24 protein-coding genes are annotated in these 24,911 nt (G+C 57.6%); 15 read left to right on the forward strand and 9 right to left on the reverse strand.

The annotated features are described in order from the left end of the window. Window position 1 precedes the first annotated feature (1 nt). Window positions 2-1,648, forward strand: a complete 1,647-nt coding sequence (locus DARO_RS10875) for a ShlB/FhaC/HecB family hemolysin secretion/activation protein (protein ID WP_011287852.1) — start codon at window positions 2-4, stop codon at window positions 1,646-1,648. Window positions 1,649-2,029: 381 nt separating this feature from the next. Here DARO_RS10875 and DARO_RS10880 read toward each other — a convergent pair whose 3' ends face one another. The 4 genes from DARO_RS10880 to DARO_RS10885 form a co-directional block, all read right to left on the reverse strand. Beyond that, window positions 2,030-3,463: an IS1182 family transposase gene (locus DARO_RS10880; protein WP_041224336.1), complete on the reverse strand. Its 1,434-nt coding sequence runs from the start codon at window positions 3,461-3,463 to the stop codon at window positions 2,030-2,032. A 302-nt stretch (window positions 3,464-3,765) separates the two neighbouring features. Next, window positions 3,766-3,966 (reverse strand): DUF7706 family protein, encoded by a 201-nt coding sequence (locus tag DARO_RS23320; protein ID WP_497462961.1) that lies wholly within the window; start codon window positions 3,964-3,966, stop codon window positions 3,766-3,768. 62 nt (window positions 3,967-4,028) lie between these two features. Further along, a complete protein-coding gene (locus tag DARO_RS22265) occupies window positions 4,029-4,619 on the reverse strand; it encodes an OmpA family protein (protein WP_083761519.1) in 591 nt (196 codons plus the stop codon). Next, entirely contained in the window at window positions 4,567-5,058 is a 492-nt protein-coding gene (locus tag DARO_RS10885) for a MarR family winged helix-turn-helix transcriptional regulator (protein WP_011287855.1), read from the reverse strand. The genes DARO_RS22265 and DARO_RS10885 overlap by 53 nt, the downstream gene beginning before the upstream one ends. Window positions 5,059-5,177: 119 nt before the next feature. Here DARO_RS10885 and DARO_RS21735 point away from each other — a divergent pair, with 119 nt between their 5' ends. The 5 genes from DARO_RS21735 to DARO_RS10910 are packed head-to-tail and all read left to right on the forward strand — an operon-like array spanning window position 5,178 to window position 10,902. Further along, a complete protein-coding gene (locus tag DARO_RS21735; protein WP_011287856.1) occupies window positions 5,178-6,395 on the forward strand; it encodes a cation:proton antiporter domain-containing protein in 1,218 nt (405 codons plus the stop codon). Further along, complete coding sequence (locus tag DARO_RS10895; protein ID WP_011287857.1) at window positions 6,392-7,174, forward strand: type 1 glutamine amidotransferase; 783 nt, start codon at window positions 6,392-6,394, stop codon at window positions 7,172-7,174. The genes DARO_RS21735 and DARO_RS10895 overlap by 4 nt, the downstream gene beginning before the upstream one ends. Window positions 7,175-7,217: 43 nt before the next feature. Next, entirely contained in the window at window positions 7,218-8,492 is a 1,275-nt protein-coding gene (locus DARO_RS10900; RefSeq protein ID WP_011287858.1) for a cation:proton antiporter domain-containing protein, read from the forward strand. Next, complete coding sequence (locus DARO_RS10905) at window positions 8,489-9,643, forward strand: YbdK family carboxylate-amine ligase (protein WP_011287859.1); 1,155 nt, start codon at window positions 8,489-8,491, stop codon at window positions 9,641-9,643. The genes DARO_RS10900 and DARO_RS10905 overlap by 4 nt, the downstream gene beginning before the upstream one ends. Next, window positions 9,640-10,902, forward strand: coding sequence for a serine hydrolase (locus DARO_RS10910; RefSeq protein ID WP_011287860.1), 1,263 nt, complete (start codon window positions 9,640-9,642; stop codon window positions 10,900-10,902). Before DARO_RS10905 ends, DARO_RS10910 begins: the two co-directional genes overlap by 4 nt. A 377-nt stretch (window positions 10,903-11,279) precedes the next feature. On the opposite strand, the gene DARO_RS10915 is transcribed toward DARO_RS10910, so the two are convergent. The 4 genes from DARO_RS10915 to DARO_RS10930 form a co-directional block, all read right to left on the reverse strand. Beyond that, window positions 11,280-12,059 (reverse strand): sulfite exporter TauE/SafE family protein, encoded by a 780-nt coding sequence (locus DARO_RS10915; RefSeq protein WP_011287861.1) that lies wholly within the window; start codon window positions 12,057-12,059, stop codon window positions 11,280-11,282. Window positions 12,060-12,181: 122 nt separating this feature from the next. Further along, complete coding sequence (pyk, locus tag DARO_RS10920; protein WP_011287862.1) at window positions 12,182-13,600, reverse strand: pyruvate kinase; 1,419 nt, start codon at window positions 13,598-13,600, stop codon at window positions 12,182-12,184. Window positions 13,601-13,626: 26 nt separating this feature from the next. Next, window positions 13,627-14,907 carry a glycerate kinase type-2 family protein gene (locus DARO_RS10925; protein ID WP_011287863.1) on the reverse strand — a complete coding sequence of 427 codons (1,281 nt, stop codon included), beginning with the start codon at window positions 14,905-14,907 and terminating at the stop codon, window positions 13,627-13,629. 78 nt (window positions 14,908-14,985) lie between these two features. Then, on the reverse strand, window positions 14,986-16,317 hold the full coding sequence (locus tag DARO_RS10930; RefSeq protein WP_011287864.1) for an MFS transporter: 1,332 nt from the start codon (window positions 16,315-16,317) through the stop codon (window positions 14,986-14,988). A 219-nt stretch (window positions 16,318-16,536) separates the two neighbouring features. Here DARO_RS10930 and DARO_RS10935 point away from each other — a divergent pair, with 219 nt between their 5' ends. Together DARO_RS10935 and DARO_RS23325 are read left to right on the forward strand one after the other, a co-directional pair. Continuing rightward, window positions 16,537-17,355, forward strand: coding sequence for a sugar diacid recognition domain-containing protein (locus DARO_RS10935; RefSeq protein WP_049758633.1), 819 nt, complete (start codon window positions 16,537-16,539; stop codon window positions 17,353-17,355). 8 nt (window positions 17,356-17,363) lie between these two features. Continuing rightward, window positions 17,364-17,648, forward strand: coding sequence for a helix-turn-helix domain-containing protein (locus tag DARO_RS23325; protein ID WP_497462962.1), 285 nt, complete (start codon window positions 17,364-17,366; stop codon window positions 17,646-17,648). A gap of 130 nt (window positions 17,649-17,778) precedes the next feature. On the opposite strand, the gene DARO_RS10945 is transcribed toward DARO_RS23325, so the two are convergent. Continuing rightward, window positions 17,779-18,321, reverse strand: coding sequence for a DUF924 family protein (locus tag DARO_RS10945; protein WP_011287865.1), 543 nt, complete (start codon window positions 18,319-18,321; stop codon window positions 17,779-17,781). 398 nt (window positions 18,322-18,719) lie between these two features. Here DARO_RS10945 and DARO_RS10950 point away from each other — a divergent pair, with 398 nt between their 5' ends. The 7 genes from DARO_RS10950 to DARO_RS10980 all read left to right on the forward strand — a co-directional run bounded on the left by DARO_RS10950 (window position 18,720) and on the right by DARO_RS10980 (window position 24,890). After that, window positions 18,720-18,965 (forward strand): hypothetical protein, encoded by a 246-nt coding sequence (locus tag DARO_RS10950; RefSeq protein ID WP_011287866.1) that lies wholly within the window; start codon window positions 18,720-18,722, stop codon window positions 18,963-18,965. Then, entirely contained in the window at window positions 18,962-20,125 is a 1,164-nt protein-coding gene (dinB, locus tag DARO_RS10955; RefSeq protein ID WP_011287867.1) for a DNA polymerase IV, read from the forward strand. Before DARO_RS10950 ends, dinB begins: the two co-directional genes overlap by 4 nt. Before the next feature lie 227 nt (window positions 20,126-20,352). After that, window positions 20,353-21,033: an RNA polymerase sigma factor gene (locus DARO_RS10960; RefSeq protein WP_011287868.1), complete on the forward strand. Its 681-nt coding sequence runs from the start codon at window positions 20,353-20,355 to the stop codon at window positions 21,031-21,033. 27 nt (window positions 21,034-21,060) lie between these two features. Continuing rightward, the gene (locus DARO_RS10965; RefSeq protein ID WP_011287869.1) at window positions 21,061-21,639 is read left to right on the forward strand and encodes a ferritin-like domain-containing protein; all 579 of its coding nucleotides are present in this window, start codon (window positions 21,061-21,063) and stop codon (window positions 21,637-21,639) included. A 16-nt stretch (window positions 21,640-21,655) separates the two neighbouring features. Continuing rightward, window positions 21,656-22,078, forward strand: a complete 423-nt coding sequence (locus DARO_RS10970) for a c-type cytochrome (protein WP_011287870.1) — start codon at window positions 21,656-21,658, stop codon at window positions 22,076-22,078. Between the two features lie 134 nt (window positions 22,079-22,212). After that, window positions 22,213-23,844: a GGDEF domain-containing phosphodiesterase gene (locus DARO_RS10975; RefSeq protein WP_011287871.1), complete on the forward strand. Its 1,632-nt coding sequence runs from the start codon at window positions 22,213-22,215 to the stop codon at window positions 23,842-23,844. A 356-nt stretch (window positions 23,845-24,200) separates the two neighbouring features. Further along, window positions 24,201-24,890 (forward strand): hypothetical protein, encoded by a 690-nt coding sequence (locus DARO_RS10980; RefSeq protein WP_041224936.1) that lies wholly within the window; start codon window positions 24,201-24,203, stop codon window positions 24,888-24,890. The last annotated feature ends 21 nt before the right edge of the window (window positions 24,891-24,911 follow it).

The following is a 24,911-nucleotide window of genomic DNA, read 5'->3' on the forward strand; positions in this document are numbered from 1 at the left end:
CATGAAGAAGAACAAATTCAGCACGTGCTTGGCCATGGCACTCATGGCCTACGTGGCGCAAGCCGCTGCGCAGGCAGGCTCGTCCCTGCAGGGGCCGGTACCGCCCCAGCCCTTGCCCTCTGACGCCGGGGCTGTGCCAGCGCTTCCCGCGATCAAGGCGAAGGCGTCCGAGGCCGGCGGGGTAAGCGTGCTTCTCAAGTCCGTCGAAATTACCGGCAACAAGACCCTGGATAGCGCCACGCTGCTTTCCGGTCTTGGCCAAGTGTCGGGCAAGTCTTTCGACATGGCTGGCCTGAATGCCCTGACTGCAAATATTGAAACGCAGTATCGCGCTGCCGGCTATCCATTCACCCAGGTGATCCTTCCGCCGCAGGACCTGAAGGACGGTGTCCTCAGAATCAATGTCATCGAGGGGCGGTATGGCCTCATTCGCGCTACCGGAAAAGGTACGCTGCCGGCGGGCGCCCAGCCTTTCCTCGACTTTGGCTTGAACGGCGGTGATCCAATCGAGAACAAGGTGCTTGAACGTAGACTGCTGATACTTGACGATCAGCCGGGCATGAAAATTCGCCCGGTCATTCGGCCCGGCGACAACTTCGGCGAGGCTGATCTGGAGGTGAACGTCGAGCGTGCCTCGTATATCAGCGGCGAGGCCGGTGTGGACAACACCGGCGCACGCTCCACCGGCGAATATCGAGCCCGAGCCGCGTTGTATGCCAACAGCCCGTTCATGTACGGCGACAAGCTTTCGCTGAATGGCTTGTACACCGACAAGGATATGTGGCTCGGTTCGCTGGATTACGAATTGCCGCTGGGCGCTTCCGGCTTGCGCGGTCAGGTCGGTTTTGCACATACCAGTTATCAGTTGGGCGCGCAGTTTGCAGCGCTGAATGCCAAAGGTTATGCGGACGTAGCGACGGCCAGATTGAGCTATCCACTGATTCGCTCGCAAGCCACGAATGTGCTGCTGACACTGGGTTACCAGCACAAGGACCTTGAAGATCGTTACGACAGCACACATACCATTCGCAACAAGAGCAGCGATGGCATTCCGGTCGGGCTACAGTTCGACAAGCGCGATACGCTGTGGGGCGGAGGTGTGACCTACGGTTCGCTCGGCTGGCTTCCCGGAAATCTCAAACTCGATGCCAACATGACGGCCACGGATAGCGAAACGGCAAAGACCAAAGGCAGCTTCAACAAGGTAAATCTGGACATTGCCCGCATCCAGCAAGTGTTCGGCACAGTGACCGCCTACGCGCGCTATTCCGGGCAATGGGCGGACAAGAATCTGGATTCCTCCGAGAAATTCAACCTCGGTGGTTTCTATGGTGTGCGCGCTTATCCGCTGGGAGAAGGCGTTGGCGACAAGGGATGGTTCACCCAGCTGGAACTGCGCTACGCGATTGGCCAGGTAACGCCTTTCGTTTTCCACGATATGGGCGAAACGGACACGAATGCGAAGCCTTGGGATGCAAATTCAGCAGCCAAGCGCAAGTTGGCCGGCTCCGGTGTCGGTATCCGTGCCATGCTTGACGGCTGGAGTCTTGACGCCACCGTCGCTTGGCGCACGCAAGGCGGCCCCTCAACCTCGGAAAACGTCGATCGCAACCCACGTATTTTTTTCATGCTGGGGCGCCGGTTTTAAGCAAACAATTTCGCGATGTTATGGGAAGCGTGCCGTCCTAGACAGCAGATAAAAATAGCCGTTAGCTCCGATCAGCGGCCTAATGGCAGTCAATTGAGCTATTGCCGCCCGATTTTGGCAAGAAACCCAAGGTCGGTTTTGGCCAAGAAATTGTCAGTGAGCGGTCGTCAGGAAGGACTGCTGTTATTCGTTACCTACCTTTGAAGCTCTGATGGTATGTCCGTCAGCAATGGGCACGAAGCCGCCTAGGAGGTGCAACTCAATCGGCATGAGGCCACAACTGGCCCAGACTGTGTAAAAACCCCAGGTAGCAAGGGTGGCTGGCGTGGGCGTTGGGCATAGGCGGAAGGCAGGGAGAAATTGAAGGTGACGGGCTGGCCGTCAGGCCGCCTGCAATGCTGCCATGAACTCATTCACGCCCAAGAGATTCATCACCCGTTTCAGGTTGTAGGCGAGTATCTGCAAACTCATCTCCGTTCTTACCTTTTCCAGGGTACGGGTCAGAAAGTGGGTGGCGCCCATCCATGCCTTGAGGGTCCCGAACGGATGCTCCACCGTCTGTCGGCGAATGCGCATGCTGTCTGGCGCGCGATCCAGCCGGCGTTCCATGACATCAAGCACCGCCTGGTGTTCCCAGCGACTGACCCGCCGGTAGTCACTCGGCGTACATTGCGCCTTGATGGCACATTGTGGACAGGCTGAACTCCAGTAACGGTTCATCATCAGACCGCCTTCGACGCGGGCGAAGCGCCAGATGAGATGCTGATTGGCCGGGCAGCGGTATTCATCGGCCGTAGGGTCATAGATGAAATCAGCTTTATCGAAGCGGCCCTCAGCCTTAGCGGCCGAGGTGCTGGTTTTAGGGACGATGGCCGTGATCCCCGCTTCTTCGCAGGCCAGAATCTGCTCACCTTTAAAGTAGCCTCTATCGGCAATCACTGTCAGATCACCGCCACCAATGGCTTCTCGTGCCCGCTTCGCCATGCCGACCAGAAGATCCCGATCAATGCCAACATTGGTGACTTCGTGTGCCACAATCAGATGGTGTTTGGCTTCCACTGCGGTCTGCACGTTGTAGCCCACAATCCCGGTGCTCCGAGTTTTCATCGAGCGGGCATCGGGGTCGGTTAAAGAGAGTTGCCCGTCGGGTGATTGCCCCAACCGGGTTTCGATGACTTGGAGTTGCTGCATCTGTGCCTTCAGGGCCGCGATCTTGTCATTGAGCCGAGCCGCCTTGGCCTGGGCAATCTCCGGTTCCTGCCGATCCGCAGTCTCGAGGTCAGTTAGATAACGCTGAATGCTCGCCTCGATGTCAGCCATCCGCCGCTGTAATTTGGCGCTCGTGAAATTCCGGTCACGATTATTGACGGCTTTGAATTTGCTGCCGTCGATGGCGACCAGCGCCTCCGTGAATAGTTTGAGTTGCCGGCATATGACCACGAATTGCCGGCAGACCTTGCAGATCGCTGGACCGTTGTCCTTACGGAAATTGGCGATAGTCTTGTGGTCGGGCGTCAGGCGCCCGGTGAGCCACATCAGTTCGACGTTGCGCTGGGCTTCCCGCTCCAGCCGCCGACTCGACGGAATACGGTTGAGGTAGCCGTAGATATACAGCTTCAGCAACACGGCCGGGTGGTAAGCAGGACGCCCTGTCGTCGCCGGATCAACGCTCGCAAAACCCAAGACTCCCAGCGACAGTTCATCAACAAAGACATCGACAACCCGAACCGGGTTGGTATCCGCGATGTAGTCATCCAGCACTGCGGGAAGCAAAGTGCTTTGGGTTCGGCTCTCGCCCTGGATAAAACGCTTCATCTTGGTCGCCTTGTCGTCAATGCCTATTGCATTGATCGCGACTGCCAATTTTCGTTCACGTTTTTACACAGTCTGGGCCAACTGCGGACATAGCGACTATGAAAAGTCGTCAGGCTCGAACGGCAGGTAACTGATCTCCAAGCCGCCTTCAATCGCTTTATTCATCAGTCTCTTGGTCGGACTTAGCAGCCGTTTGGGGGCTCAATGACAAATGGCCGGTGCTGAGTCCAGACCGGCCATTATTTTGTGCGCACATAGGCAGTGCAGCTAAAGCGCGACATACGACTAAAAAATTACGGTAATCACTGACTTGGCACGTTCGCCATATAGCCGGCATCAGTCAATAAAAACCTTAGTGCGGCAAGGGTGTAGCGCGTTTGAATACACTGGGCATGATCAGACGAGTAACTGGTCAATGCATCCCAATCGAGTTGCCGACAAAGATGCGCAAGAGCCGATGATTTCTCATGAGAATGCTTGAGTGTAAGACTTATTTTATCCATGGCTACTCTTTAAACTCATGTGCGAGCAGCAAATGCTACCCTCCGTTTTCATAGCACTGAATCTATCGTTGCTTTGTAAAAACAAACTCCACCCGACGCGATCTCAGGCGGCACTCCTCAGAGCGACAACTCTTAGGAGTTCGTTCGCTACCAAGCACCTCTTTTCTTATCTGCGATCTTTGAACCCCGTGATTTCGTAGTCGTTCTGCAACGGCCATAACTCTGCTGTCTGAAACAGCTAGATTGAAAGACGAGCTACCGTTGTCATTTGCATGTCCGATTAGCGTTGCAACGAGACTTTTGTCGTCGAGCAATCTTCGGGCGAGGGAATCAATCTTGTATTTCTCTTTGTTGCTGACCGTTGATGAGCCAAGGGAGAAAAAGACGCATTCGTCGTCACGGATTTCTCGCGCACCCTTTTCAGTTGGCTCAGGATGAGCCTCCATACTTAAAGAGCTATTTGCAGATAGAGGCACTGTTGGTGTCGGAGCCAGATATTCAACTGGCTTAGGTTTGGCTTCCAGTTGGACTGGCAGCGGAGATGCGCATCCCACTAGCCAGCATATTCCAAGTATGCATATGCCCCACTTTGCACGGGGCTTACTCTTGGCCACGAACCATCTCCGCCAGCGGCGTTGCTGCAAAGGTTTCATTCTTTCCTGGCATATGCTGTATCAACTCATCTAAATTGATATGCAATGTTTTTAAGCTAACCAAAGGGATGCTTGATAGTGCCTCTGGAAGCACGCCTTCCGCCGGACCAGGCAATCTTGCAATAAGCTCTTCGCCCGACGCACTTAGGCGCAAGCCTATTCGTCGCTGATCCTTAGTCGCTTTTCGTTTGACCAGATACCCTTTTGCGACCAGCTTTTCAACAAGAATGCTGCATGTAGATTGATGAATCGCCAGCCTCCCAGCTAAGTCGGTGATCCCGATTTCAGGCGTACGTTCAACCTCCTGAAGAACCCAGGCCTGGGAACCGGGCAATCCAAAGCACTCCTCAAGCTCTCGAAAATACTGCCGCATGCTGCCGTAGATCACGCGAAACTGTTGAAGAACCTCAAGGGCCAACGGGGCTGTAGTGTCATTCATTGAATGATTGGTTGCACAAATTCGGAGCTGAAATTATATTGCTAATCAATGTAGTTTGAGCGACTGTTACAACAATCCTTATCGACAAAGGTTTTAGGGGGCTAGCCCCCCCTTTTTATATGTTCAACTCGATTCAACTCTTTGGTCTGGTATTGCTGGGTGGATTGACCGCCGGAGAAGTTTCGAGAAGATTTTTCGCCTTGCCGCGAACGATCGGCTATGTGCTGTTTGGATTGCTGGTTGGTCAGAGTGGCCTAAACTGGGTGACGCTTTTACACATCGAATCTGCGCAGCTTTTCATCGATCTGGCGCTTGGCTTGATTTTGTTCGAGCTAGGCTATCTGGTTCCGCGCAGTAATTTTGAGAACAGCCGCAATCGATTGCTAACTGGTTTAGCCCTTTCCTTAATGACGGGCTTCCTAGTATTGGTTTTGTTTCGCTACTGGGGCTTTTCAGCAGGTTCTGCTTTGTTTGCGGCGGCACTTTGCGTTGCCACTTCGCCTGCCATCACCATTGCCACTTGCAGTGATGTCGGGGCCAAAGGGGATCTTACCGGCTTGCTTTATACGATGGTAGCGATCAATGGTGCTGTTGCATTTGCGGCGGTAGTGTTGCTCGTTCCTTTCCTTATCGACAACGAGCCGATGAGTGGATTCGCACGCGTAAGCAGTGCACTGGGAAGCATTATCGGCTCGATAGTCCTGGGTGGGGCCTGTACCGGATTGGTCCTAATGGGCGCTGAAAGACTCGAAAGGCAGGCTGAATACCAGCATCTTTTGATTCTCGGGACCATCGTGCTCGGTGTCGGCACTGCCGTTTATCTGGATGTCTCGGTGTTTCTGCCTATGCTGATCTTTGGCATTCTGGTGAGCACAATCGACCGCGAACGGAAGGTGATTGCCATTCGGATTGCCAGTGATGCCCGTGTATTTCTTGTCATCACCTTCGTACTTGCCGGAGCGGCACTTGATATCGCCTATCTGCGCGACTATTGGCTGGAAGCCACATTGATTGCAGTCGTGCGATTGATTGGGCAAATGGTGTCTATATTTATTTCGCGCAAATTTATTGGCCTGAATATGCGTGAGTGTTATTTCCTGAGTATCGGACTACAACCGATGTCGAGCATCGCGCTGGTACTTCTGGTTAACACCCAGATGCTCTATAGCGGCATGGATGCCAAGCTGGTTGGCATGCTGATGGCAACGATCCTGCTGATGCAATTATTTGGTCCGCTGGCGACTCAAACGGCGATCAAGGGATTCGGCGAGGCAACTCGACTTCGCCCCACAACCAAAAACGAAATACCCGCAGAGAACCATGGAGGCACATCATGAGCAGACGCCCCTTGCGTATCGGGCTTTCGGCCCGAATTTACCATCCACAGCCCGGTGCCACCGGGCTGCAGTCCAAGTCACTGCAATACCTTGAACAATCGGTGGCGCATTGGGTGATGTCACGCGAGGTGATGGTTTTCATGATCCCCTCGGTCAGTGGTGACGGCATCGTGCACCGCAGCAGCATCCGCCTTTCGGACTATCCGCAATACCTCGACGGGCTGGTCCTGCAGGGCGGTGCCGATATCAGCCCGCAATCCTATGGCGAACAGCCGCTGCAAGCCGAGTGGGCGGGCGACCGCCTGCGTGATGCCTATGAAATGGAACTATTGCACGAATTCATGGAAGCCGGCCGGCCGGTACTCGGAATTTGCCGGGGCGCCCAACTGATCAACGTGGCGCTGGGCGGCACCTTGTACCAGGATATCGCCACGCAGTACGAGGCGCCGCAAATCCATGTAAACGAGGACTACGACAAGCACGCCCACAACATCACTTGGGAAGCCGGTAGCGGCCTGGCCAAGCTGTATCCCGAACCGGGTAGCAGCAAGGTTATTTCGATTCATCACCAGGCCATCAAGGCCCTCGGCAAGGGTCTGCGCGTCGAGGCGCGCAGCGCCGAAGATGGGCTGATCGAAGCGATCCGCCTTGAAGGAAAGCCCTATGTGCTGGGTCTGCAGTGGCACCCGGAGTTTCACCCACCAGGCGCCCTGGATTTGCTGAACTGCAATCCGATTCTCGATGAATTCCTGAGTGCGGCGCGAGGTAGGCGTTGGTGATCTTTGACCGTTTTTTACCATTGACCGTAGCAAAGGGCCAGACATGATCGAGACGATCACTGCGCCATTGCGCACCATTTGGGAAAGCCTGCTCGAACGCCTGTTTTTCCTGCCGCCCTTTCCCGAGACCATTGATTCGCTCGCCCTGTTCAGCCTGTTGCTGGTCGTCGGTCTGCTTCTCGGCGAATGGCTGCACGCCCACGCCCGCTGGCCCAAGGTCACCGGCTACGTGCTGGCCGGCATCGTATTCGGTCCATCGGCACTGGGCTGGATCAGCATCGAGGCCCTGGCTCAGGCGCGACCGATTGCCGACGCAGCCCTAGGTTTGCTGATGATGGAGGTCGGGCGGCGTCTCGACCTGAGTTGGCTCCGGCGCAATCCGGAATTGGTGCGCAGCACACTGGCTGACATCACGCTGTCGTTTGCCCTGATCTTCATTTTCGCCCTCTGGCTGGTCGGTCTGACACCCGCCTGGGCCGCCGCCACGGCCGCCGTGACCATGGCCTCGGCCCCGGCCGTGGTCCTGTTGACCATTGAGGAAGCCAAGGCCCAGGGACAGGTCACCGAACGCATCATCCTGCATACCGCTCTTGGCTCAGCCGCATCCTTTGTTGCCTTCGCCGTCGTGCTCGGCATCGTTCACGCCGAACTGAGCGAAGACTGGCTCAATGCCCTTGTCCATCCGCTGTGGGTGGTCGTCGGCGCGTTTCTGGTCGGCGGCATCGGCACCTGGTTGGCGCTGCGCATTGCTAGAACCTTACCGAAAGGCTCACTGGCCCAGGTTTTTGTCCTGATCGCCTGTGCCCTGCTGGCCGTCGGCATCGCGCGCATGCTCGCCGTGCCGGTCTTTTTGACCCTCTTTCTGATGGGCGTTCTGCTCGCTTCGCGTGACCGGCAACAAACCCTGCGTTACACCGCTTTGCCCGAAGGGCACTGGCTACTCGCCATCGTGCTTTTTGTCATCGTCGGCGCCTCCTTGCCCTGGCAGGACTTCACTTGGCAGGCCGGCCTGCAGGCACTCGGCCTGCTGCTGGTGCGCGCGGCAGCCAAAGCTGGGGCGATGGCCTGGTCGGGCGGCAGCATGCCCTTGCCCAAACGCCTGCTGGTTGGCATGGGTATCCAGCCACTGTCGGCCACGGCCGTATTCATGGCCTATGAAATCGCCAGTTTGTACCCGGAAGTCGGGCGTTCGGCCCTAACCTTGCCCCTTTTCGCCGCCGCCATGATGGAACTGGTCGGCCCTGCCCTATGCCGACTGGCGCTGCATAGATCAGACGAATGCGAAAGCGGCGAGCGTGATCGAGGAGGTATCGCATGACGACCAAAGCATTGGGCGATTTCAAGGACAGCGCCGCTTTTTCGCTCGGTGTCGAACTCGAACTGCAACTCGTCTCGAAGCGCGATTTCGACCTGACGCGTGGCGCCACCGACCTGCTCGGCAGCCTCGATTACGACGAACGTTTTGGCGAGATCAAGCTGGAAATCACCGAAAGCATGATCGAGATCAGCACCCAGCCGCAGTCGACCGTCGACGGCATTGCCGCTGATCTCAGCGGCCTACGCGACACCCTGCGCCAGCATTGCGAACGCAACAACATCGGTATCTGCGGCGGCGGCACGCACCCTTTCCATCATTGGCCAGAACGACGCATCTGTCCCGGTGACCGCTTCAACGATCTTTACCAGCGCTATGGTTATCTCGCCAAGCAATTCACCGTATTCGGCCAGCATGTCCATATTGGCTGCACCTCGGCCGATGAGGCCATTTGGCTGACCCAGGCGTTCGGCGTTTATGTGCCGGCATTCATCGCCTTATCCGCCTCATCGCCCTTTGTAGATGGCGTGGACAGCTTCTACCAGTCGGCCCGGCTCAATGCGGTTTCAGCCTTTCCGCTGAGCGGACAGTGCCCGCCGCTCGGTAGTTGGCAGGAATTCACCGAACACTTCGCCTTCCTGCAAGCCTGCGGCATCGCCCAGAGCATCAAGGATCTGTATTGGGATGTCCGCCCGAAACCGGAATTCGGCACCGTTGAAATACGCGTCTGCGATACGCCGCTGACCATCGAACAGGCGACCTCGCTGGCTGCCTTGGCTCAATCTCTTGCCCGTTGGCTGCTGCGCACCCGTCCGCCACTGCATACCGCCAAGCAGGCTCATGTTGCCCGTTACAACAAATTTCAGGCCTGTCGCTATGGCTTCGAGGCGATGATTTCCGACCCGGTTAACTTATGCCAGACGCCATTAAAGCAAACCCTGGCCGACTTGCTCGAAGCCGTTTCAGAGGATGCCCGGGAACTGGACTGCGCCGACTGGCTGAGCCCGCTCAAGCAGGCGGTCGCTGAAAATACGGGCGATGCAGCCTGGTTGCGGGCCAGGGAAAACCAGCATGGCAACTTGAACGATGTGGTGCGCGAAGCCAGCAAACGGCTGATGGGCAAAAACGATCAATTCCAGGAGAAGACAAAATGATCCGCCGGTTGCCTGCAACCTTGTTGTCACTGTTCATTGCCTCGGGCACTTGGGCGGCGAACTCGACTTGTCAATTTGAGCAGGTGCCGGTCGGCCCACAAAAACAGGGCCCCTGGATCGACAAGAGCAACTGGCTGGCCATTGAAAACCAGCGCCTGACGTTACAGGCCGGCGAATTATTCATGCCCGCCTGGCGACTGGCCCCGACTGGCGATGGTCAGATCACGACTGCAAAGCAACGCCCGATAGATGATTTTCAGGTTGTCGATCCGCTCGACGGCAGTAGCCGCGACCTCGCATTCTTGCTCGACAGTCGCCTCTATGTCGACGGCCTCGTCGTCCTGCGCAACGGCCGTGTCGTCGCAGAACGCTATCGAAACGGGCTGACACCTGACAAACCCAGGCTATTGCTCCAGGCAACCCGTCCTTTACTTAACCTGCTCGGCGCCATGAGCGTCAGCCAGGGCAAGCTGGCCGCCGACAAATCCGTCAGCCGTTTTCTTCCCAAAATGGCACCGTCTGCCGGGCTACGCAAGCTGTCGATAAGGCGCCTCCTCGAAAACGAGCAGCGCCATTCCTGGACTTCGGAAGACTTGGAATCCTGGCAGCAAGCCGGTGGCTGGACAACGAATCAGGCTGGCAACGGCATCCGGGCCTGGCTTGCTCAGGCCGGGCGTTGGGAAAAGCCGCTGGGCGAACCGGAAACAAACACCTTTGCTGCCAACCCGGATGACGACCTGTTGGCCTGGGTATTGGCTGAGAGTAACGCCATGCCGCTCTCGCGACTATTTTGCGAAGGACTCCTGAGCCGCAACCCGCCGGAACACTCCGCACTTTGGGTCAGCGACTCGCAAGGGGTCGAATTAGCGTCTGGACTAGGTTTATCTTTGCGGGATTTTGCAAAACTGGGCCAACTGCTTGTCGAGGCACGCAGCAGTCGCAATCGTGCCAAAATTCCAAGTTGGTTCATTGAGGCCTTGGTCGCATCATCGGGCATGCGACTTACGGAAATCAAGGGGCTATCCAAGGGCAGTGAGCAACGCTACGGTTTTGTGCACTTGGGTGGGGCACCAAATCGAGTGGCGCTTTTCGGTGCACATGGAACAAGTTTGTATATCGATTTTGACAAACGCCTGATCATTGCTTTTTACGCAACTCGCCCTGGAGAAATCACACCTGAAACACTAGCGTTGCTTGAGCACACTTGGAAAGCTATTGACCGAGCAATCGCTTTGCTCGCAACGAGTGTAAGCCAGTGAGCCTTGAAGGGCTGTTTCTTACCGAACACCAATGCATAGCCCAACCTGACTTGGGAGATTGATACAGGACAATGAACTTCTGAGTCTCATCGGTGAGCTTTCGTTCTGGATCAATAGGACTTGAGCTTTGCCGCCGTTGGGGGCGCAGCACACCACTGACCTCATTGGCCGAGGTGCCGACAGGGTCTGTTTTCAGCGAATGGCGGCTTAAGGATCAGTAAGCTGCCAAAGCACATTGAAAATGTCATCAGTCGCTTTTGGGCACGAACCTGCCCTCCCCGGCGTATGGAAGCGAACATTCGGCATCACTTGGTCCTTCGGGACCTTTGCTACCTCCTAACCCGGCCAGTTAGGGCCTTATTACTCTGCGATATCGATCAGTAGGTTTTGAAGAAGTAGACGGTGGTCAACGTCGCGCCGACGGCAATCACCAGTCGCCGTAGCCAGATCGCCGGCATGCGCTTGGCAACCGCTGCACCAGCCATGCCACCGATGGTCGCTGTACCCAGGGCGACTAGGGTGTGCGGCCAACTGATTGCGCCGGCAACCAGAAAGGTCACTGCTGCGATGCTGTAGTTCACCGCGGAAGTCAGATTCTTCAAGGCATTGAGTTCCTGCATGTCCTCATAACCTTGAATGGATAGCGCAGCCAGAGTCAGGATACCCATGCCGGCACCAAAGAATCCGCCGTAAATGGCGACGATAAGTTGAAACAAGGCCCCACCAATACCGCCACCGGGCTCGCCGGTTGACTCTGCTCCGAAGCGCCGCTTGCCCCATGCGACGAGCCGACTGACCCGGGCACTGAAGGCAAACAAGCTGGTGGCGACCAGAAGTAACCAAGGGATCAGTGCCGAAAAGGCAGCATTTGAAGTAGAGAGCAGCAGCAAACCGCCGGCGAGGCCGCCGATGACGGATACGGCGATCAGCAAGATGGCCCAGCGCCCGTGGCGCATGGCTTCCTTGCGATACGCCCAGGCGCTGGACAAGCTGGCTGGCCATAGAGCGACCGTATTGCTGGCATTGGCCGTAACGGGCGGCACTCCCGCAGCGAGCATGGCCGGGAAGGAAAAAAAGGTACCTCCACCAGCGATAGCGTTCATGCCTCCAGCCAGGAATGCGCCGAGGGCAACGAGAAGGGCTTCATTCAGCGTCATCTTATTGGGTCACCACAAGAAAATTATTGGTGATTCTGTCCAATTTGCCGCCCGTGCGATAGTGTGATTTTCCCGTACGCGCTGCGACTGCCGCTTAGTCCTTGCCATGGTTAATCAGCTGATCAGCTAAGTTCGGCGATGCGCAGCAAATTGGTCGTGCCAGACCTACCGAAAGGCATGCCAGCCGAGATCACAACGCTTTGCCCTCGTGAAGCAAAATGCTGCCTTCTGGCCGTTTCGCAGGCCAGGTCAGTCATTTCAGTCACATCGACAACGTCATGGCACATGACGGCATGCAAACCCCAGGCCAGAGACAGTCGACGGGCCGTGGCCAGTCGTGGCGTCAGGGCGATGATCGGGGCCTTGGGTCGTTCTCGCGCCATGCTCAATGCAGACGTGCCCGAACTGGTATAGGCAACGGTCACGGCAATATGCAGCAGATCGGCGACATGGCGTACAGCAGAACCGATGGCATCCGCCTTGTTGGCCCGTGCCGGTGGTTGTGACGCGTCGATGGCTACCCGATAGTAGGGATCGGACTCGGTTCTGCTGATGATGCTGTCCATCATCTTTACTGCTGCAACTGGATATTTTCCAGAGGCCGATTCAGCGGAAAGCATGACGGCATCGGCACCATCGTAGATCGCTGTTGCTACATCGGATGCTTCGGCGCGGGTCGGCACCGGTGCAGCGACCATGGAATCAAGCATCTGCGTTGCCACAATAACCGGCTTGCCGGCGCTTCTGCAGGCACGAATGATCCGCTTTTGAATCGCTGGCACTTGTTCCGGTGGCATTTCGACGCCCAGGTCGCCACGAGCAACCATGATGGCGTCGCTGACATTGACGATGGCCTCGAGACGCTCGATTGCCGCTGGCTTCTCCAGTTTGGCGATAACACCGGCACGGCCATCGATGATTTTCTTGATTTCCAGTATGTCCTCGGCTCGTTGCACAAAGGAGAGCGCAACCCAATCTACTCCCAGGGTTAAACCAAAATCGAGGTCCGCGCGATCCTTGTCGGTCATTGCCGACATCGGAATAAGTGATCCGGGGACATTGACGCCCTTGCGGTCAGATAGTGTTCCCCCGGCAACAACTCTGGTTTCGGCGAAGTCGGGCCCGCATTTTTCGACGAACAGGCGAATGCGGCCATCGTCAATCAGGAGGCTGGACTGTACGCTCAGCGCCTTGAAAATCTCCGGGTGCGGCATGGGGGCCCGGGTTTGATCGCCCGGCCTGTCACAGTCCAGGTCGAGGCGGAACTTGTCGCCTTCGGCCAAAGTGATGGGGCCATTGGCAAATTTGCCGAGGCGCAGCTTTGGGCCCTGAAGATCAAGGAGCACGCCAATTGGACGACCGGCTTCTCGCTCGACATCACGGATGGTTTCCAGGCTTCTTTTGTGATCCTCATGGGTACCGTGGCTGAAGTTAAGACGAAAGATATCGGCCCCATTCAAGTAAAGCTTCTGGATCGTGTCGCGATCAGAACTGGCTGGGCCGAGGGTGGCGACAATTTTGGCATTACGGTTACGGTGCATGTTCAGTGTCCTTTCAAGCGAGCGACTCAAGCCGTCTCGCCGGTAATGAAAATGGCGCGAAAGTCATTGAGGTTGGTCAGCGTCGGGCCAGTAATGATCGAGTCGCCCAAGGCACTGAAGAAGGAATGCCCATCGTTGTTGTCGAGGCTATCCTTGGGACGGATGCCCAAGCCCCAGGCGCGTTGTAGCGAGTGGGGCGCGAGATAGGCGCCGGCAATCTCCTCCTGTCCATCGACACCATCGGTATCACCGGCCAGGGCATGGATGCCGGCCCGGCCTTCGAGAGCCACGCCGAGTGACAAAAGAAACTCGACATTGCGCCCGCCCCGCCCACTGCCGCTGACGGTAACTGTGGTTTCTCCACCGGAGAGCAGGATGCAGGGGGCTTTGAACGGTTGGCCATGACGGGAAACCTGCAAAGCCATGCCGGCCATGACCTTGCCAACATCGGCAGCTTCGCCTTCGATGCTGTCTCCCAGAATGTGAGCTGGGTAGCCATGAGCAGCAGCGACTTTGGCGGCAGCTTCGAGCGCCATCTGGGGTGTGGCAATCATGTGAGTTTCGATCCTGCTCAGCACGGGATCGTCCGGCTTGATGGATTCGCCCTCGCCGCTTTCGAGAATTTCCCGGACATGCGGCGGCAGGTCGATGCCATAGCGGCGGACGATGGCTAACGCATCAGCGCAGGTGGTTGCGTCGGCGACGGTGGGACCGGAGGCGATGTCGCAGGGATTGTCGCCGGGTACGTCGGAAATCAGCAGCGTGACCACTCGGGCAGGATGGCAGGCAGCAGCCAGGCGACCGCCCTTGATCGCCGACAGATGACGGCGCACGCAATTCATTTCGCTGATGCTGGCCCCCGACTTGAGCAGGGCGCGACTGACTGCCTGCTTGTCTTCAAGCGTGATGCCGGCGAGCGGCAAGGCAAGCAGCGCCGAACCTCCGCCTGAGATCAGGCAGAGCACCGTGTCGTCGGCGGTAAGGTCGCTGACCAGATCGCGAATGCGACCGGCGGCGGCGAGCCCGGCGGCATCGGGCACCGGATGGGCGGCTTCGACGATTTCGATGCGCTTGCAGGGAACGCCATAGCCGTAGCGGGTGACGACCAGGCCGGAAAGTTCGCCGGGCCAGTTGTCCTCGACGGCCTGGGCCATCGCCGCCGAAGCCTTGCCGGCACCGATGACAATCAGGCGGCCGTTAGGTACTTCTGGAAGGTATGGCGGAATGCAATGTGTCGACTGGGCGGCCTCGATGGCGGCGTGGAACATCTGCTGCAGCAAATGGCGCGGCTGGATGGGAGTGGTCATGTCTGAAATCCTCGGAGTGGGTGTGACTTCGTCATGCGGCTTGGGCGAGGCAGGTCGCCCAAGCCGCAATTCACCGGGTTAGCGATTGACGATTTTGGCCGGGACACGCAAGACCAGCATGGCGCCGAAGAAGAGCACACCGGACAGGATGTAGAGCGCGACCGTGGTGCCGCCCGTGGCATCCTTGATCCAGCCGACCAGGAAGGGGCTGATGAAACCGGCGATCTGGCCGAGCGAGTTGATCAGGGCGAGGCCACCGGCTGCGGCGGCGCTGCCCAGGAAGGCGGTCGGCAGCGGCCAGAACATCGGCAGGCCGGACAGCGCCCCCATCGTTGCCAGGGAGAGACCGAAGACGGCGATGACAGCGTTGCCGCCGGCCATGGTGGCAATCATCAGACCGCACAGGCCCATCAGCAGCGGACCGCTCAAGTGCCAGCGACGTTCCTTGCGGGCGTCGCCGGAGCGGCCGATCCAGATCATGAAGATGCTGGCGCACAGATAAGGAATGGCGCTGATCCAGCCAACGGTCAGCGGGCTCTGGAAGCCGAGCGATTTGATGATGCTCGGCAGCCAGAAGTTGATGGCATAGACCCCCATCTGGATGCAGAAGTAGACCAGGCCGAGTAGCCAGACATGCGGATTACGCAGCACGCTGGCAAAAGTGTCGGCCGCCAGACTGCTTTCGCGGCGATTTTTTTCGTCCTTTTCCAGTTCGGCGATCAGCATCTGCTTTTCATCGGTGCTCAGCCATTTCGCCTGGGCGATACCGTCATTGAGCATCACATAAACAAGGAGGCCGAGCAGCACGGTCGGAATGCCCTGCAGAAGGAACATCCATTGCCAGCCGGCGAGGCCGCCCTGACCGGCAAAGGACTGCATCATCCAGCCCGAGAGCGGGCTCCCCAGAAGCCCGGAGATGGGAATGGCCGACATGAAGAGGCCCATGATCCGGCCGCGTCGCGAGGCCGGGAACCAGTTGGTGAAGTAGAGCACGATGCCGGGGAAGAAGCCGGCTTCGAAGACGCCGGTGATGAAGCGCAGCGTGTAGAAGGCTTCCGGGGTCTTGACGAACATCAGCGAGGCCGAGGCGATGCCCCAGGCAATCATCAGGGTGCCGATCACCTTGCGGGCACCGAGACGGTGCAGCAGGAGGTTGCTCGGCACGCCGCTCAGGACATAGCCGATAAAAAAGATTCCGGCGCCAAGACCGTAGATCGTTTCGCTCCATTTCAGAGCGTCGATCATCTGCAACTTCGCGAAGCCGACATTGACCCGGTCCAGGTAATTGAACAGGTAGCAAATAAAAATGAAGGGAATGAGGTGCAGGGTTACCTTGCGATACGCGCCGTCCAGTTCGGCATGATTCGCCGACATGTTGGCGGGCAGCGTGGCACTTTGTGCATTGGCCATGTTTGTCTCCTAATAGTGAATTGATTTACCACTGCAATAACGCAGGCAAATGGTAGGGTGCCGGCAATGGACAAACATCGTGCGGATGCATGTAAAATCATTAGCAATTAATAATAATTTTGTGCGTTATTACAAACCAAGGGCTTGGCCCAAAGTGCACGTTGGGGAAAGATGGCAACAATCGGAGCGGAGTTGGCCAGGGAAATCGTTGAGCGGACGATGAAAATCATTCCATTCAACGTGAACGTGATGGATGCACGCGGCATCATCATTGGCAGTGGAAATCCCGAGCGGGTTGGCTCCTTGCACCCAGGGGCGCAACTCGCACTGGCCAAGCAGGATGCGGTCGAGATCGACAGCGTGGCGACGCCCAGTCTGCCGGGAGCGAGGGCCGGTATCAATCTCCCGCTGTCGGTGCGCGGGGCGATCTGGGGTGTCGTCGGGATTACCGGGAATCCCGATGAAGTTCGTCAGTTTGGAGAACTAGTTCGCCTTACCGCCGAGATGATTCTTGAGCAGGCGCTGCTGATCGGTGAATTGCAGCATGAAAAGCGCTATCGCGAAGAGTTTGTTTTTCAGCTGGCCAACAAATCCGGCATTTCGGAGGCCAGCATGCAAGCCTGGGCGGCGCGGCTGAAAGTGGATTTGCGACAACCCGGCGCATTTTTTGTGTTGCAACTGGCCAACGACACGCCGCGTCCGGACTTGGCCATGCTCGAACTGCAAGGTGTGCAAGCCGAACTGGCGGCCCATTGGCCGGAGCTGCTCACGGCCGTGATCTCGCCAGGCGAACTGGCGATGTTCGAAACCTTCGACACATCCGGCAGCCCGAGCATTCGTGCAATGAGAGCCCGGAAACGCCTGGAGGAACTGAACGCTGCTGCAAGGACATCCTTGCTGTCCGAGGCCAGCCGGGCATGGGGATCGCCTTGCCTGGGCTGGATGGCGCCGCAGCCTCCTACGAGTCGGCAAAACAGACTGGGCGGGTCGGGCGATTGCGATCGCCAGAGTCCCCCATCTTTTCCTACTACAACCTGAGTTTGCCCGTGCTTCTTGCCGGTCTTGAGTCAGGCTGGCAAGCCGAGCAACTACGGGAACCCCTGGCCAGACTCGGTGCCTTTGATCAAAAATCCGGAGTACTCATGAAGACACTGGTGGCCTGGTTCAGCCATAACAGCCAGCCGACTTTAACCGCCAAGGCCATGCATATTCATCGCAACACGCTTGATTATCGCTTGCAGAAAATTAGCGAATTGACGGGCCTGAACCTGACCAATACCGATGATCGGCTCCTGTTATATGTGGCGATGCAATTGAGAAATTCCGACTAGGAAGTTGGCAGGCGGCGAGGTGTGCAAATTGCACCTGTTTTGATGCTTTCCGCATCTGCATTGCTGGCGCAAGCAACAAAGTTTCAGTGAACTTTTCGAAGGCAAGAACCCTGCTCTTAAGCCCCGTCGCTCAAAAGCTTGAGCCCGGCTGCTTCAAAAACTCGATTTCTTCTGATGTAGATTCGCGACCAAGAATCTGGTTGCGATGCGGATAGCGCTCAAAACGGTCAATGATGGCCTTATGTTTAAGTTCAAATTGATAGTTGCCCGCCGGAGCATATTCACGGTACAGGCGTTCAGCCTGCTCGTGAATTAACTTCGACTCACTGTGCATGTATGGAATTAGCAAGAATGCACGCTCAATTTCAGAAAGCTGAGTATGGAATCCCGCAGCAACAGCCTCCTGAGCCAAGGCCAGCGCCATTGAATCCTGTGAAAAAGCAGCGGGTGAATTGCGATGTATGTTTCTAGAAAACTGATCTAGCACGATGATTTCTGCGAGTCGGCCTTGTGCTTCTTTACGCCAAAGATACAACTCACCTTTTGAGGCTTTGTCCAGAAGCGATCCATACCTTCGCTGGATCTGATCATCAAATGCCGGATCTGTCGCCCACCACATCCTTGGTTCGATTTCCTCAAACCAGAATGCTAGAACCTCGTTGTGCGTGAACACTCTCGCTCCTTCTACATTTTTGAATATTCTCAGCCAGTCCCACAATTAAAAGATCCTAGATTGCAGTTCATCTGTGCTTGAAGTTATTTGAAAATATTTTGGTGTGTTGCGCCGTCTTTGTGGTGAGGTATCTTACGCAGAACCGGATTCTTCAGCAGCCAAGCGACAAGGCGGCAAATGCCAATTGCCGTTCTGAATTTATAGCCAGCCATTTTTCAATGAGTAGGCCACTGTGCGCTTGGGCCGAAAAACGGCAATTGCAGTTCCCCCTACCCCACCTCGTTTGACATTCCCGCTAGCTCAGAATGTCGGTCTGGCGGCTTATCTGCTACCTAAAATTCAGGCAGTTACGTCAAGTGCTTCGCTAACGCCACCGAAGGCTGTATATTTATACAGCCATGCTAGCTACCGTCACCCGTTTTCGCCAATTCGGCATTTTCCTGAAACAAAGCGAGCTTGATGCTGCGCCGGCCATTCGGGCTAACCAGCCCCAGAAGGTGTGGCCGGAGAACAATAATTTTCATTGCCCGATCCGTGCGGCGAGTCTCCAGCTCGAGGCCTTGTTCTTTGCCAGTCTGGAAATTCATGCCGACGGAGATCGACACCAGGAAGTCGCACGGACCTGGATGGTCGTATTCGCATGACTGACTCAGCAAGCACCTCCCTGCCAAAGCGCCGGATTGCGCATCTCGATATGGATGCCTTCTTCGCGTCCGTCGAACTCCTGAACTACCCGGAACTCCGTGGCCAGCCCGTGGTGGTGGGTGGTCGCAATGTGAATCAACCGATCAGCCAGCCAGATGGCACGAAACGCTTTGGGCGCCTGCGGGAGTATGTCGGCCGTGGCGTGGTGACGACGTCGACCTACGAAGCACGGGCTTTCGGTGTCTTCTCGGGCATGGGCCTGATGAAATCGGCGGAAATGGCACCAGGCACTATCCTGCTACCGGCCAACTTCGATGCCTACCTGAACTATTCACGGCGCTTCAAGGCCGCAGTCGCCACCATCGCTCCGCTGATCGAAGATCGAGGCATTGATGAAATCTACATTGACCTGAGTGATATCGATGAAGAGAGCCTGCCGCTCGCTCGCCGGATCAAGCAGGCGGTCTTCGATGCGACCGGACTGACTTGTTCCATTGGCATCACGCCAAACAAATTGTTGTCGAAAATCTGTTCCGACCTGCAAAAGCCGGACGGCATCACGATCCTCGGCATAGCGGATATCGAATCCCGCATCTGGCCATTGGCCGCCAAAAAGATCAACGGAATCGGCCCGAAGGCCAATGAGCGCCTTGAGAAACTTGGCATCCAGACGATCGGGCAATTGGCGGCCACCCCGGTTGAGCTATTGCTGAATCATTTTGGACGAAGCACGGGGCAGTGGATGCATCAGGTTGCCCACGGGCGCGACGATCGTCCTGTGAAGACAAGCCGGGAGACCAAGTCGATCAGTCGGGAAAGTACGTTTCAGCGCGATCTGCATGCCAAACAGGACCGTTCCGAACTCTCCGAGATATTCACCGGCATCTGCCTGCGTGTTGCCGATGACCTGAAACGCAAGGGTCTGGTCGCCAAGACCATCGGAATCAAGGTGCGTTACGCTGACTTTCAGGCGGTAACGCGGGATTTCACCTTGGACCTGGCAACCGATGACGGAATGACGATTCGTCGGGCCGCTGGAGAATGTCTGAAGCGCGTCCCATTGGAAAAGCGTATTCGCTTGCTGGGGGTTCGAGCCTCGGCACTGGCATCCGCGTCAACGCTGGCTGATCTGCCCGCCCAGCAGTCTCTTGAAATTTAGACCGGCCGCTGCGCTGATCTCCGTTGATCGGGGCGATTCAGCCCATCGGCTATCCAGGACAGGACATCGTCGCACCCGCCGGTCAATCGGCGTATGAGTTCAAGAATCCAGGCCGTCAAGCGTTGCTGGCCACTTGCCAGATCGCCGCAATAATTTTCTCGAACCTTGAAACGCCGTCTCTCTTTCCTGCATCCAATGGGTCAAGAGCAGCCAACACAGGGGCGAAAATGAAAACAAGAAGCGCACTGGAGCCACGCCAGCACGATACCGAGCTGGAACTTGCACGACAGGTTGCGGCAGGCGATTCTGATGCCTTCCGGACCTTGATGCGGCGGCACAATCAAACGCTCTACCGCACCGCCCGCGCCGTCCTGCGCAACGATGCCGACGCCGAAGAAATCGTCCAGGAGGCCTGGCTGCTCGCCTACCGCGCGCTGCACGGTTTTCGTGGCGAGGCCAAGCTCTCCACCTGGTTGATCCGCATCGTCGTCAATCTCGCGCTGCGCCGTCGGCAAGGCCAGATGCGCGACACAACGATACGCGTCGACTCTGCTGAAAACGAGGTCGAGGATATGCACCCAAGTCCAACCGAAACCCCCGAATCAAACGCGGCAAACGGCGAATTGCGACGCCTGCTTGAATCACATATCGACCGCCTGCCCGATATGTACCGTGAAGTCTTCATCTTGCGCGGCGTCGAGGAACTGGATGTCGAAGAAACCGCCAGCGCGCTCGGCCTGCCCGAGGCCACCGTCCGCACCCGCTTCTTTCGCGCCCGGCACCAGTTACGCGAGACCCTGGCGCAGGACATCGATATTGCTGTCGGTGACGCATTTTCCTTCGCCGGCCATCGATGCGACCGCATCGTAGCCGGTGTCTTCAGGCGACTGGAAGAAGAGATTTCCTGAGCGCCGCAAACCCACCGGAGATTCATCATGACCATGCTCAAAATGCTTGGCGACAGCGCCAAGGCTATCCCCCGTCGTGCCTTCATTTCGCAATCCGGGCTGCTCCTCTCAGGCGCCGCCGTCGCGCTGCTCACCGGCCAGGACGCCCTCGCGGCCAAATCCGCAGACGGTGTCGAATCCGATCTGCGCATCCTCAACACCGCGCTGGGAGCCGAACTCGAGGCTATCGCCGCTTATCAGCTGGGCGCCGAAAGCGGCCTGCTGCAAAAACCGGTACTCGATCTGGCAATGACGTTTCAGGGACACCACAAGGAGCATGCCGATCTGCTCGGCAGCACCATCATGAAGCTTGGCGGCAAGCCCGTGACCGCCAGAAGCAAGTACAGTTTCCCGCTCGAAACCCTGAAAACCCAAGTCGATGTGCTGCGCTTCGCCGCCGGGCTGGAAAAAGGTGCGGTCAGCGCCTATCTCGGGGCCATCCCGGTATTCGGCAACCGGGATCTGGCCAAGGCAGCCGGCAGCATCCTCGGCGACGAAGCCATGCACTGGGCCATCCTGCGCAACGCCGTGGGCGACGTACCGGTACCCGGCGCCTTCGTCTCCTGATCAGCGGTGACGCGACATGAAATGCCGGACGCCCAGGCCGGGCCTCCTCGCCATCCTGCTGTCACTGGCCCTGTCACCGGTCCATGCCGGTGACAGCCCGGCCGATGCCCATGCACGTGGTGCCATCATTTACGAACGCTGCGCTGCCTGCCATGCCTTGCAGACCGACCGTACCGGACCACGCCACTGCGGCCTGATCGGGCGCCGTGCCGGCAGCGTGCCCGGTTTTGCCTACTCGCCGGCCATGCGCCAGTCACGCCTTATCTGGAGCGAAGCCAATCTCGATCGCTTCATCAAGGCGCCAATGGCCTTCATGCCTGGAACTGCCATGGGCTACGACGGCGTCAAGAACGATGCTGAGCGGCACGACCTGCTGGCCTTCCTGCGCCAGGAGGGAATCAGTGATAAATGCCGGAACCTTCAGGTGGAGCGACCATGATCCAAATCAGATGGGGCACTGGGTCCGCGAGCGCCTGAACGATAGCGTGCCGGGCCAGTCAACAAACTGGATTGTCTTGATTTTCGCCGGCCGGCAAGGCCTGGCGTCTGAAGTCTCTTTCCTTGGGGCGCGCCATGTTCAGTTACGAAAGCATCACCGTCGCTTCAATCCTGGGGACCAGCCTCGACGCGGTGTTCACGATCGATGAGCGAGGTCGTATCGTCGATTTGAATGACGCGGCAGTAAGGATGTTCGGTCGGAGCCGCGAGGAATTCCTGGGCAGCAATATTTCCTGCATTGTGCCTAGCCCGCTCAAAGAACAGCATGACGGCTTCCTCGCTGCGTTCAGCCCTGACCGGGGGATCAAGCATGTGCTCGGCAGCGGCCAGCGACTGGATGGCGAGCGCAAGGACGGCACTCGCTTTCCCGTCGAGGTTGGTATTTCCGCCTTCGTCCAGGGCGGCAAGCGCTATTTCACGGGTTTCGTCCGCGACATGAGCGAGCGCCAACGAAACGAAGACCACATGCACTTCCTGGCCATTCACGACACGGATAGCGGACTACTCAACTACCGGGGCTTTTGCGGCAGCCCGCTGCCCGCGGACGGCGAAGCCCAGGTCGTTTTCATTCGTCTTGAAGAGTTCAGACGCCTGGCAGTTGCCTACAATCGGCATTGGAGCGAGGCCACGCTGCATGAGTTCGCGCTGCGCCTGCAGGGATTTCTGAAGCCCGGCGAGATGGCGGCGCGGGTGCGCGAGGACGCCTTTGCCGTCCTGATTCCGGGTGACGCCGGCAGCCGGGTCGAAAGCTTGCGACAATTGCTGAGAAAACCGCTCACGCAGGGCAGCATGTACTTCCCGCTGACCTGCACGATCGGCATTTCCCGGCCCCTGGGCAGCATCGAGCAACGCCTGCATGACGCTCAACTGGCTTGCGACCGAGCCGGCCCGCAGGGCAAAGGCCGCGTTAACGCGTTCGACGACGAGATGTGTCGGCGGACGCAGCGCGAGTTGCAGATTGAAACCCACCTGCGCAAAACGCTGCATAACGGCGGGCTGTCCCTCGCCCTGCAACCGAAAATTCGCTTGGCTGATCGCCGGATTGCCGGGGCCGAAGCGCTTGTTCGCTGGATCGATGATGAACTTGGCCTGGTCCAGCCGAGTGAATTCATTCCAATCGCCGAACGCCTTGGGCTGATTGGCTGCATCACAGACGAGGTAATGCGCCAGTCGATGCGCGAGATCGCCGCCTGCGCCGACCAGTCGATTACCGTTGCCGTCAATTTATCCGCACTCGATTTTCTCCAGCCACATCTTGTCACCAAAATCGGCAAACTCCTCGCCGAGAACCAGGTCGATCCTGCAAAACTGGTCATCGAACTGACCGAGTCGGTGGTGGCCAACGACGCCAAGCTCGTCACGGCGCGCATGCATGAAGTCAAGGCGCTGGGTGCCGCCATCTCGCTCGATGACTTCGGTACCGGCTATTCATCCTTGTCCTATCTCCGTCAATTCCCTATCGATTCGCTCAAGATCGATATCTCGTTTGTCCGCGACATGCCGGAAAAGGCCGATGCGGTTGCCATCACCACGGCCATTGTCGCGATGGCCAAGGCGCTAGATCTTGAGACCATCGCCGAAGGCGTCGAGACGGAAGAGCAAGCCGATTTGCTCGGCATGCTGAAAGTCGATCTTTGTCAGGGCTACCTGTTCGGCAAACCGGTCTCACCTAGCGAGTTCCATAACCTGGTGCGGCGCACCGGGTAAGGACTTGATCGCCCCGCGTCTTTGGATACAAACCGTTGCAAGCTGTTACTTGAAACGGAGAGGCATGGGCCTTAAATTACATCCATGCGCTGACCCCCAACAGTGCAGACGGCCTACCTCCCCCTCCCCCAATTGGCCGTCAGAAAGCCCCGCCTCCCCCTGCGGGGCTTTCGCCTTTTGGGGGCCTGGGTTACCCGGGAACCTGCCAGCCACCCCAGAAGACATTAATCTCTTGTGGTAGCGGTTGCCGCCGGTGGCCAAGAACCAATCAGCAGCTGAATTGACCAAACCTTGTTGTCGGCGGACTGCGTCCGCCAACCGTTTTGAATTACCAAACCGCCGGATGACCGATGCCCATGACCGAAACCCCATTACTCCCGCCCCTGGTCGAAGACCTGACACTCACCTACCGCAGTCGCGCGCCACGGAAAGCGGATCAAGGCCTGATCATCCTGCTGCATGGTGTCGGCAGCAATGAAAGCTCAATGGCGGGGCTGGCCGCCCTGCTCCCGAAACGGTATGCCGTTGCGCTCGTTCGTTCGCCGATTCCGATGGGTTCCAATGCGTTTTGTGCATTCCCGGTCAATTTCACGCCCAACGGCCCGGTCATCGATCAGGCCGCGGCGGAGGCAAGCCGCCGGAAACTGGTGAAATTCGTCTCCGAACTGCAGGCACGAACCGGCCTAAGCTCGCGCCGGACGCTGATCGCCGGATTTAGCCAGGGCGGCATCATGTCGGCCAGCCTGGCACTTACCAGTCCTGAAAGTGTCGCCGGGTTCGGCATTTTGTCCGGCCGTATCCTGCCGGAAATTGCGCCGCTCATCGCCCACCGGGATGCCCTGGCCAAGCTCGATGCGCTGATCCTGCACGGCGAACTGGATAGCACGCTACCGATCGCCTGGGCTGAGCGAAGTTCGGCCCAGTTACGTGACCTCGGAGTGCCCTTCGAGGCTAACTTCTACCCCGCCCGGCACGAAATTACCGAGGCGATGGCAAGCGATTTCATCCACTGGGTCGAGAAAAAACTTCCCTGCCCAAGCCTGTAGTCCGGAATGATCAAAGTGGCT

Source organism: Dechloromonas aromatica RCB (assembly GCF_000012425.1).

Coding starts and splice junctions, on each gene's coding strand:
- DARO_RS10875 (WP_011287852.1), top strand. CDS start 2: ATGAAGAAGAACAAATTCAGCACGTGCTTGGCCATGGCACTCATGGCC.
- DARO_RS10880 (WP_041224336.1), bottom strand. CDS start 3,463: ATGAAGCGTTTTATCCAGGGCGAGAGCCGAACCCAAAGCACTTTGCTT.
- DARO_RS23320 (WP_497462961.1), bottom strand. CDS start 3,966: ATGGATAAAATAAGTCTTACACTCAAGCATTCTCATGAGAAATCATCG.
- DARO_RS22265 (WP_083761519.1), bottom strand. CDS start 4,619: ATGAAACCTTTGCAGCAACGCCGCTGGCGGAGATGGTTCGTGGCCAAG.
- DARO_RS10885 (WP_011287855.1), bottom strand. CDS start 5,058: ATGAATGACACTACAGCCCCGTTGGCCCTTGAGGTTCTTCAACAGTTT.
- DARO_RS21735 (WP_011287856.1), top strand. CDS start 5,178: ATGTTCAACTCGATTCAACTCTTTGGTCTGGTATTGCTGGGTGGATTG.
- DARO_RS10895 (WP_011287857.1), top strand. CDS start 6,392: ATGAGCAGACGCCCCTTGCGTATCGGGCTTTCGGCCCGAATTTACCAT.
- DARO_RS10900 (WP_011287858.1), top strand. CDS start 7,218: ATGATCGAGACGATCACTGCGCCATTGCGCACCATTTGGGAAAGCCTG.
- DARO_RS10905 (WP_011287859.1), top strand. CDS start 8,489: ATGACGACCAAAGCATTGGGCGATTTCAAGGACAGCGCCGCTTTTTCG.
- DARO_RS10910 (WP_011287860.1), top strand. CDS start 9,640: ATGATCCGCCGGTTGCCTGCAACCTTGTTGTCACTGTTCATTGCCTCG.
- DARO_RS10915 (WP_011287861.1), bottom strand. CDS start 12,059: ATGACGCTGAATGAAGCCCTTCTCGTTGCCCTCGGCGCATTCCTGGCT.
- pyk (WP_011287862.1), bottom strand. CDS start 13,600: ATGCACCGTAACCGTAATGCCAAAATTGTCGCCACCCTCGGCCCAGCC.
- DARO_RS10925 (WP_011287863.1), bottom strand. CDS start 14,907: ATGACCACTCCCATCCAGCCGCGCCATTTGCTGCAGCAGATGTTCCAC.
- DARO_RS10930 (WP_011287864.1), bottom strand. CDS start 16,317: ATGGCCAATGCACAAAGTGCCACGCTGCCCGCCAACATGTCGGCGAAT.
- DARO_RS10935 (WP_049758633.1), top strand. CDS start 16,537: ATGAAAATCATTCCATTCAACGTGAACGTGATGGATGCACGCGGCATC.
- DARO_RS10950 (WP_011287866.1), top strand. CDS start 18,720: ATGCTAGCTACCGTCACCCGTTTTCGCCAATTCGGCATTTTCCTGAAA.
- dinB (WP_011287867.1), top strand. CDS start 18,962: ATGACTGACTCAGCAAGCACCTCCCTGCCAAAGCGCCGGATTGCGCAT.
- DARO_RS10960 (WP_011287868.1), top strand. CDS start 20,353: ATGAAAACAAGAAGCGCACTGGAGCCACGCCAGCACGATACCGAGCTG.
- DARO_RS10965 (WP_011287869.1), top strand. CDS start 21,061: ATGACCATGCTCAAAATGCTTGGCGACAGCGCCAAGGCTATCCCCCGT.
- DARO_RS10970 (WP_011287870.1), top strand. CDS start 21,656: ATGAAATGCCGGACGCCCAGGCCGGGCCTCCTCGCCATCCTGCTGTCA.
- DARO_RS10975 (WP_011287871.1), top strand. CDS start 22,213: ATGTTCAGTTACGAAAGCATCACCGTCGCTTCAATCCTGGGGACCAGC.
- DARO_RS10980 (WP_041224936.1), top strand. CDS start 24,201: ATGACCGAAACCCCATTACTCCCGCCCCTGGTCGAAGACCTGACACTC.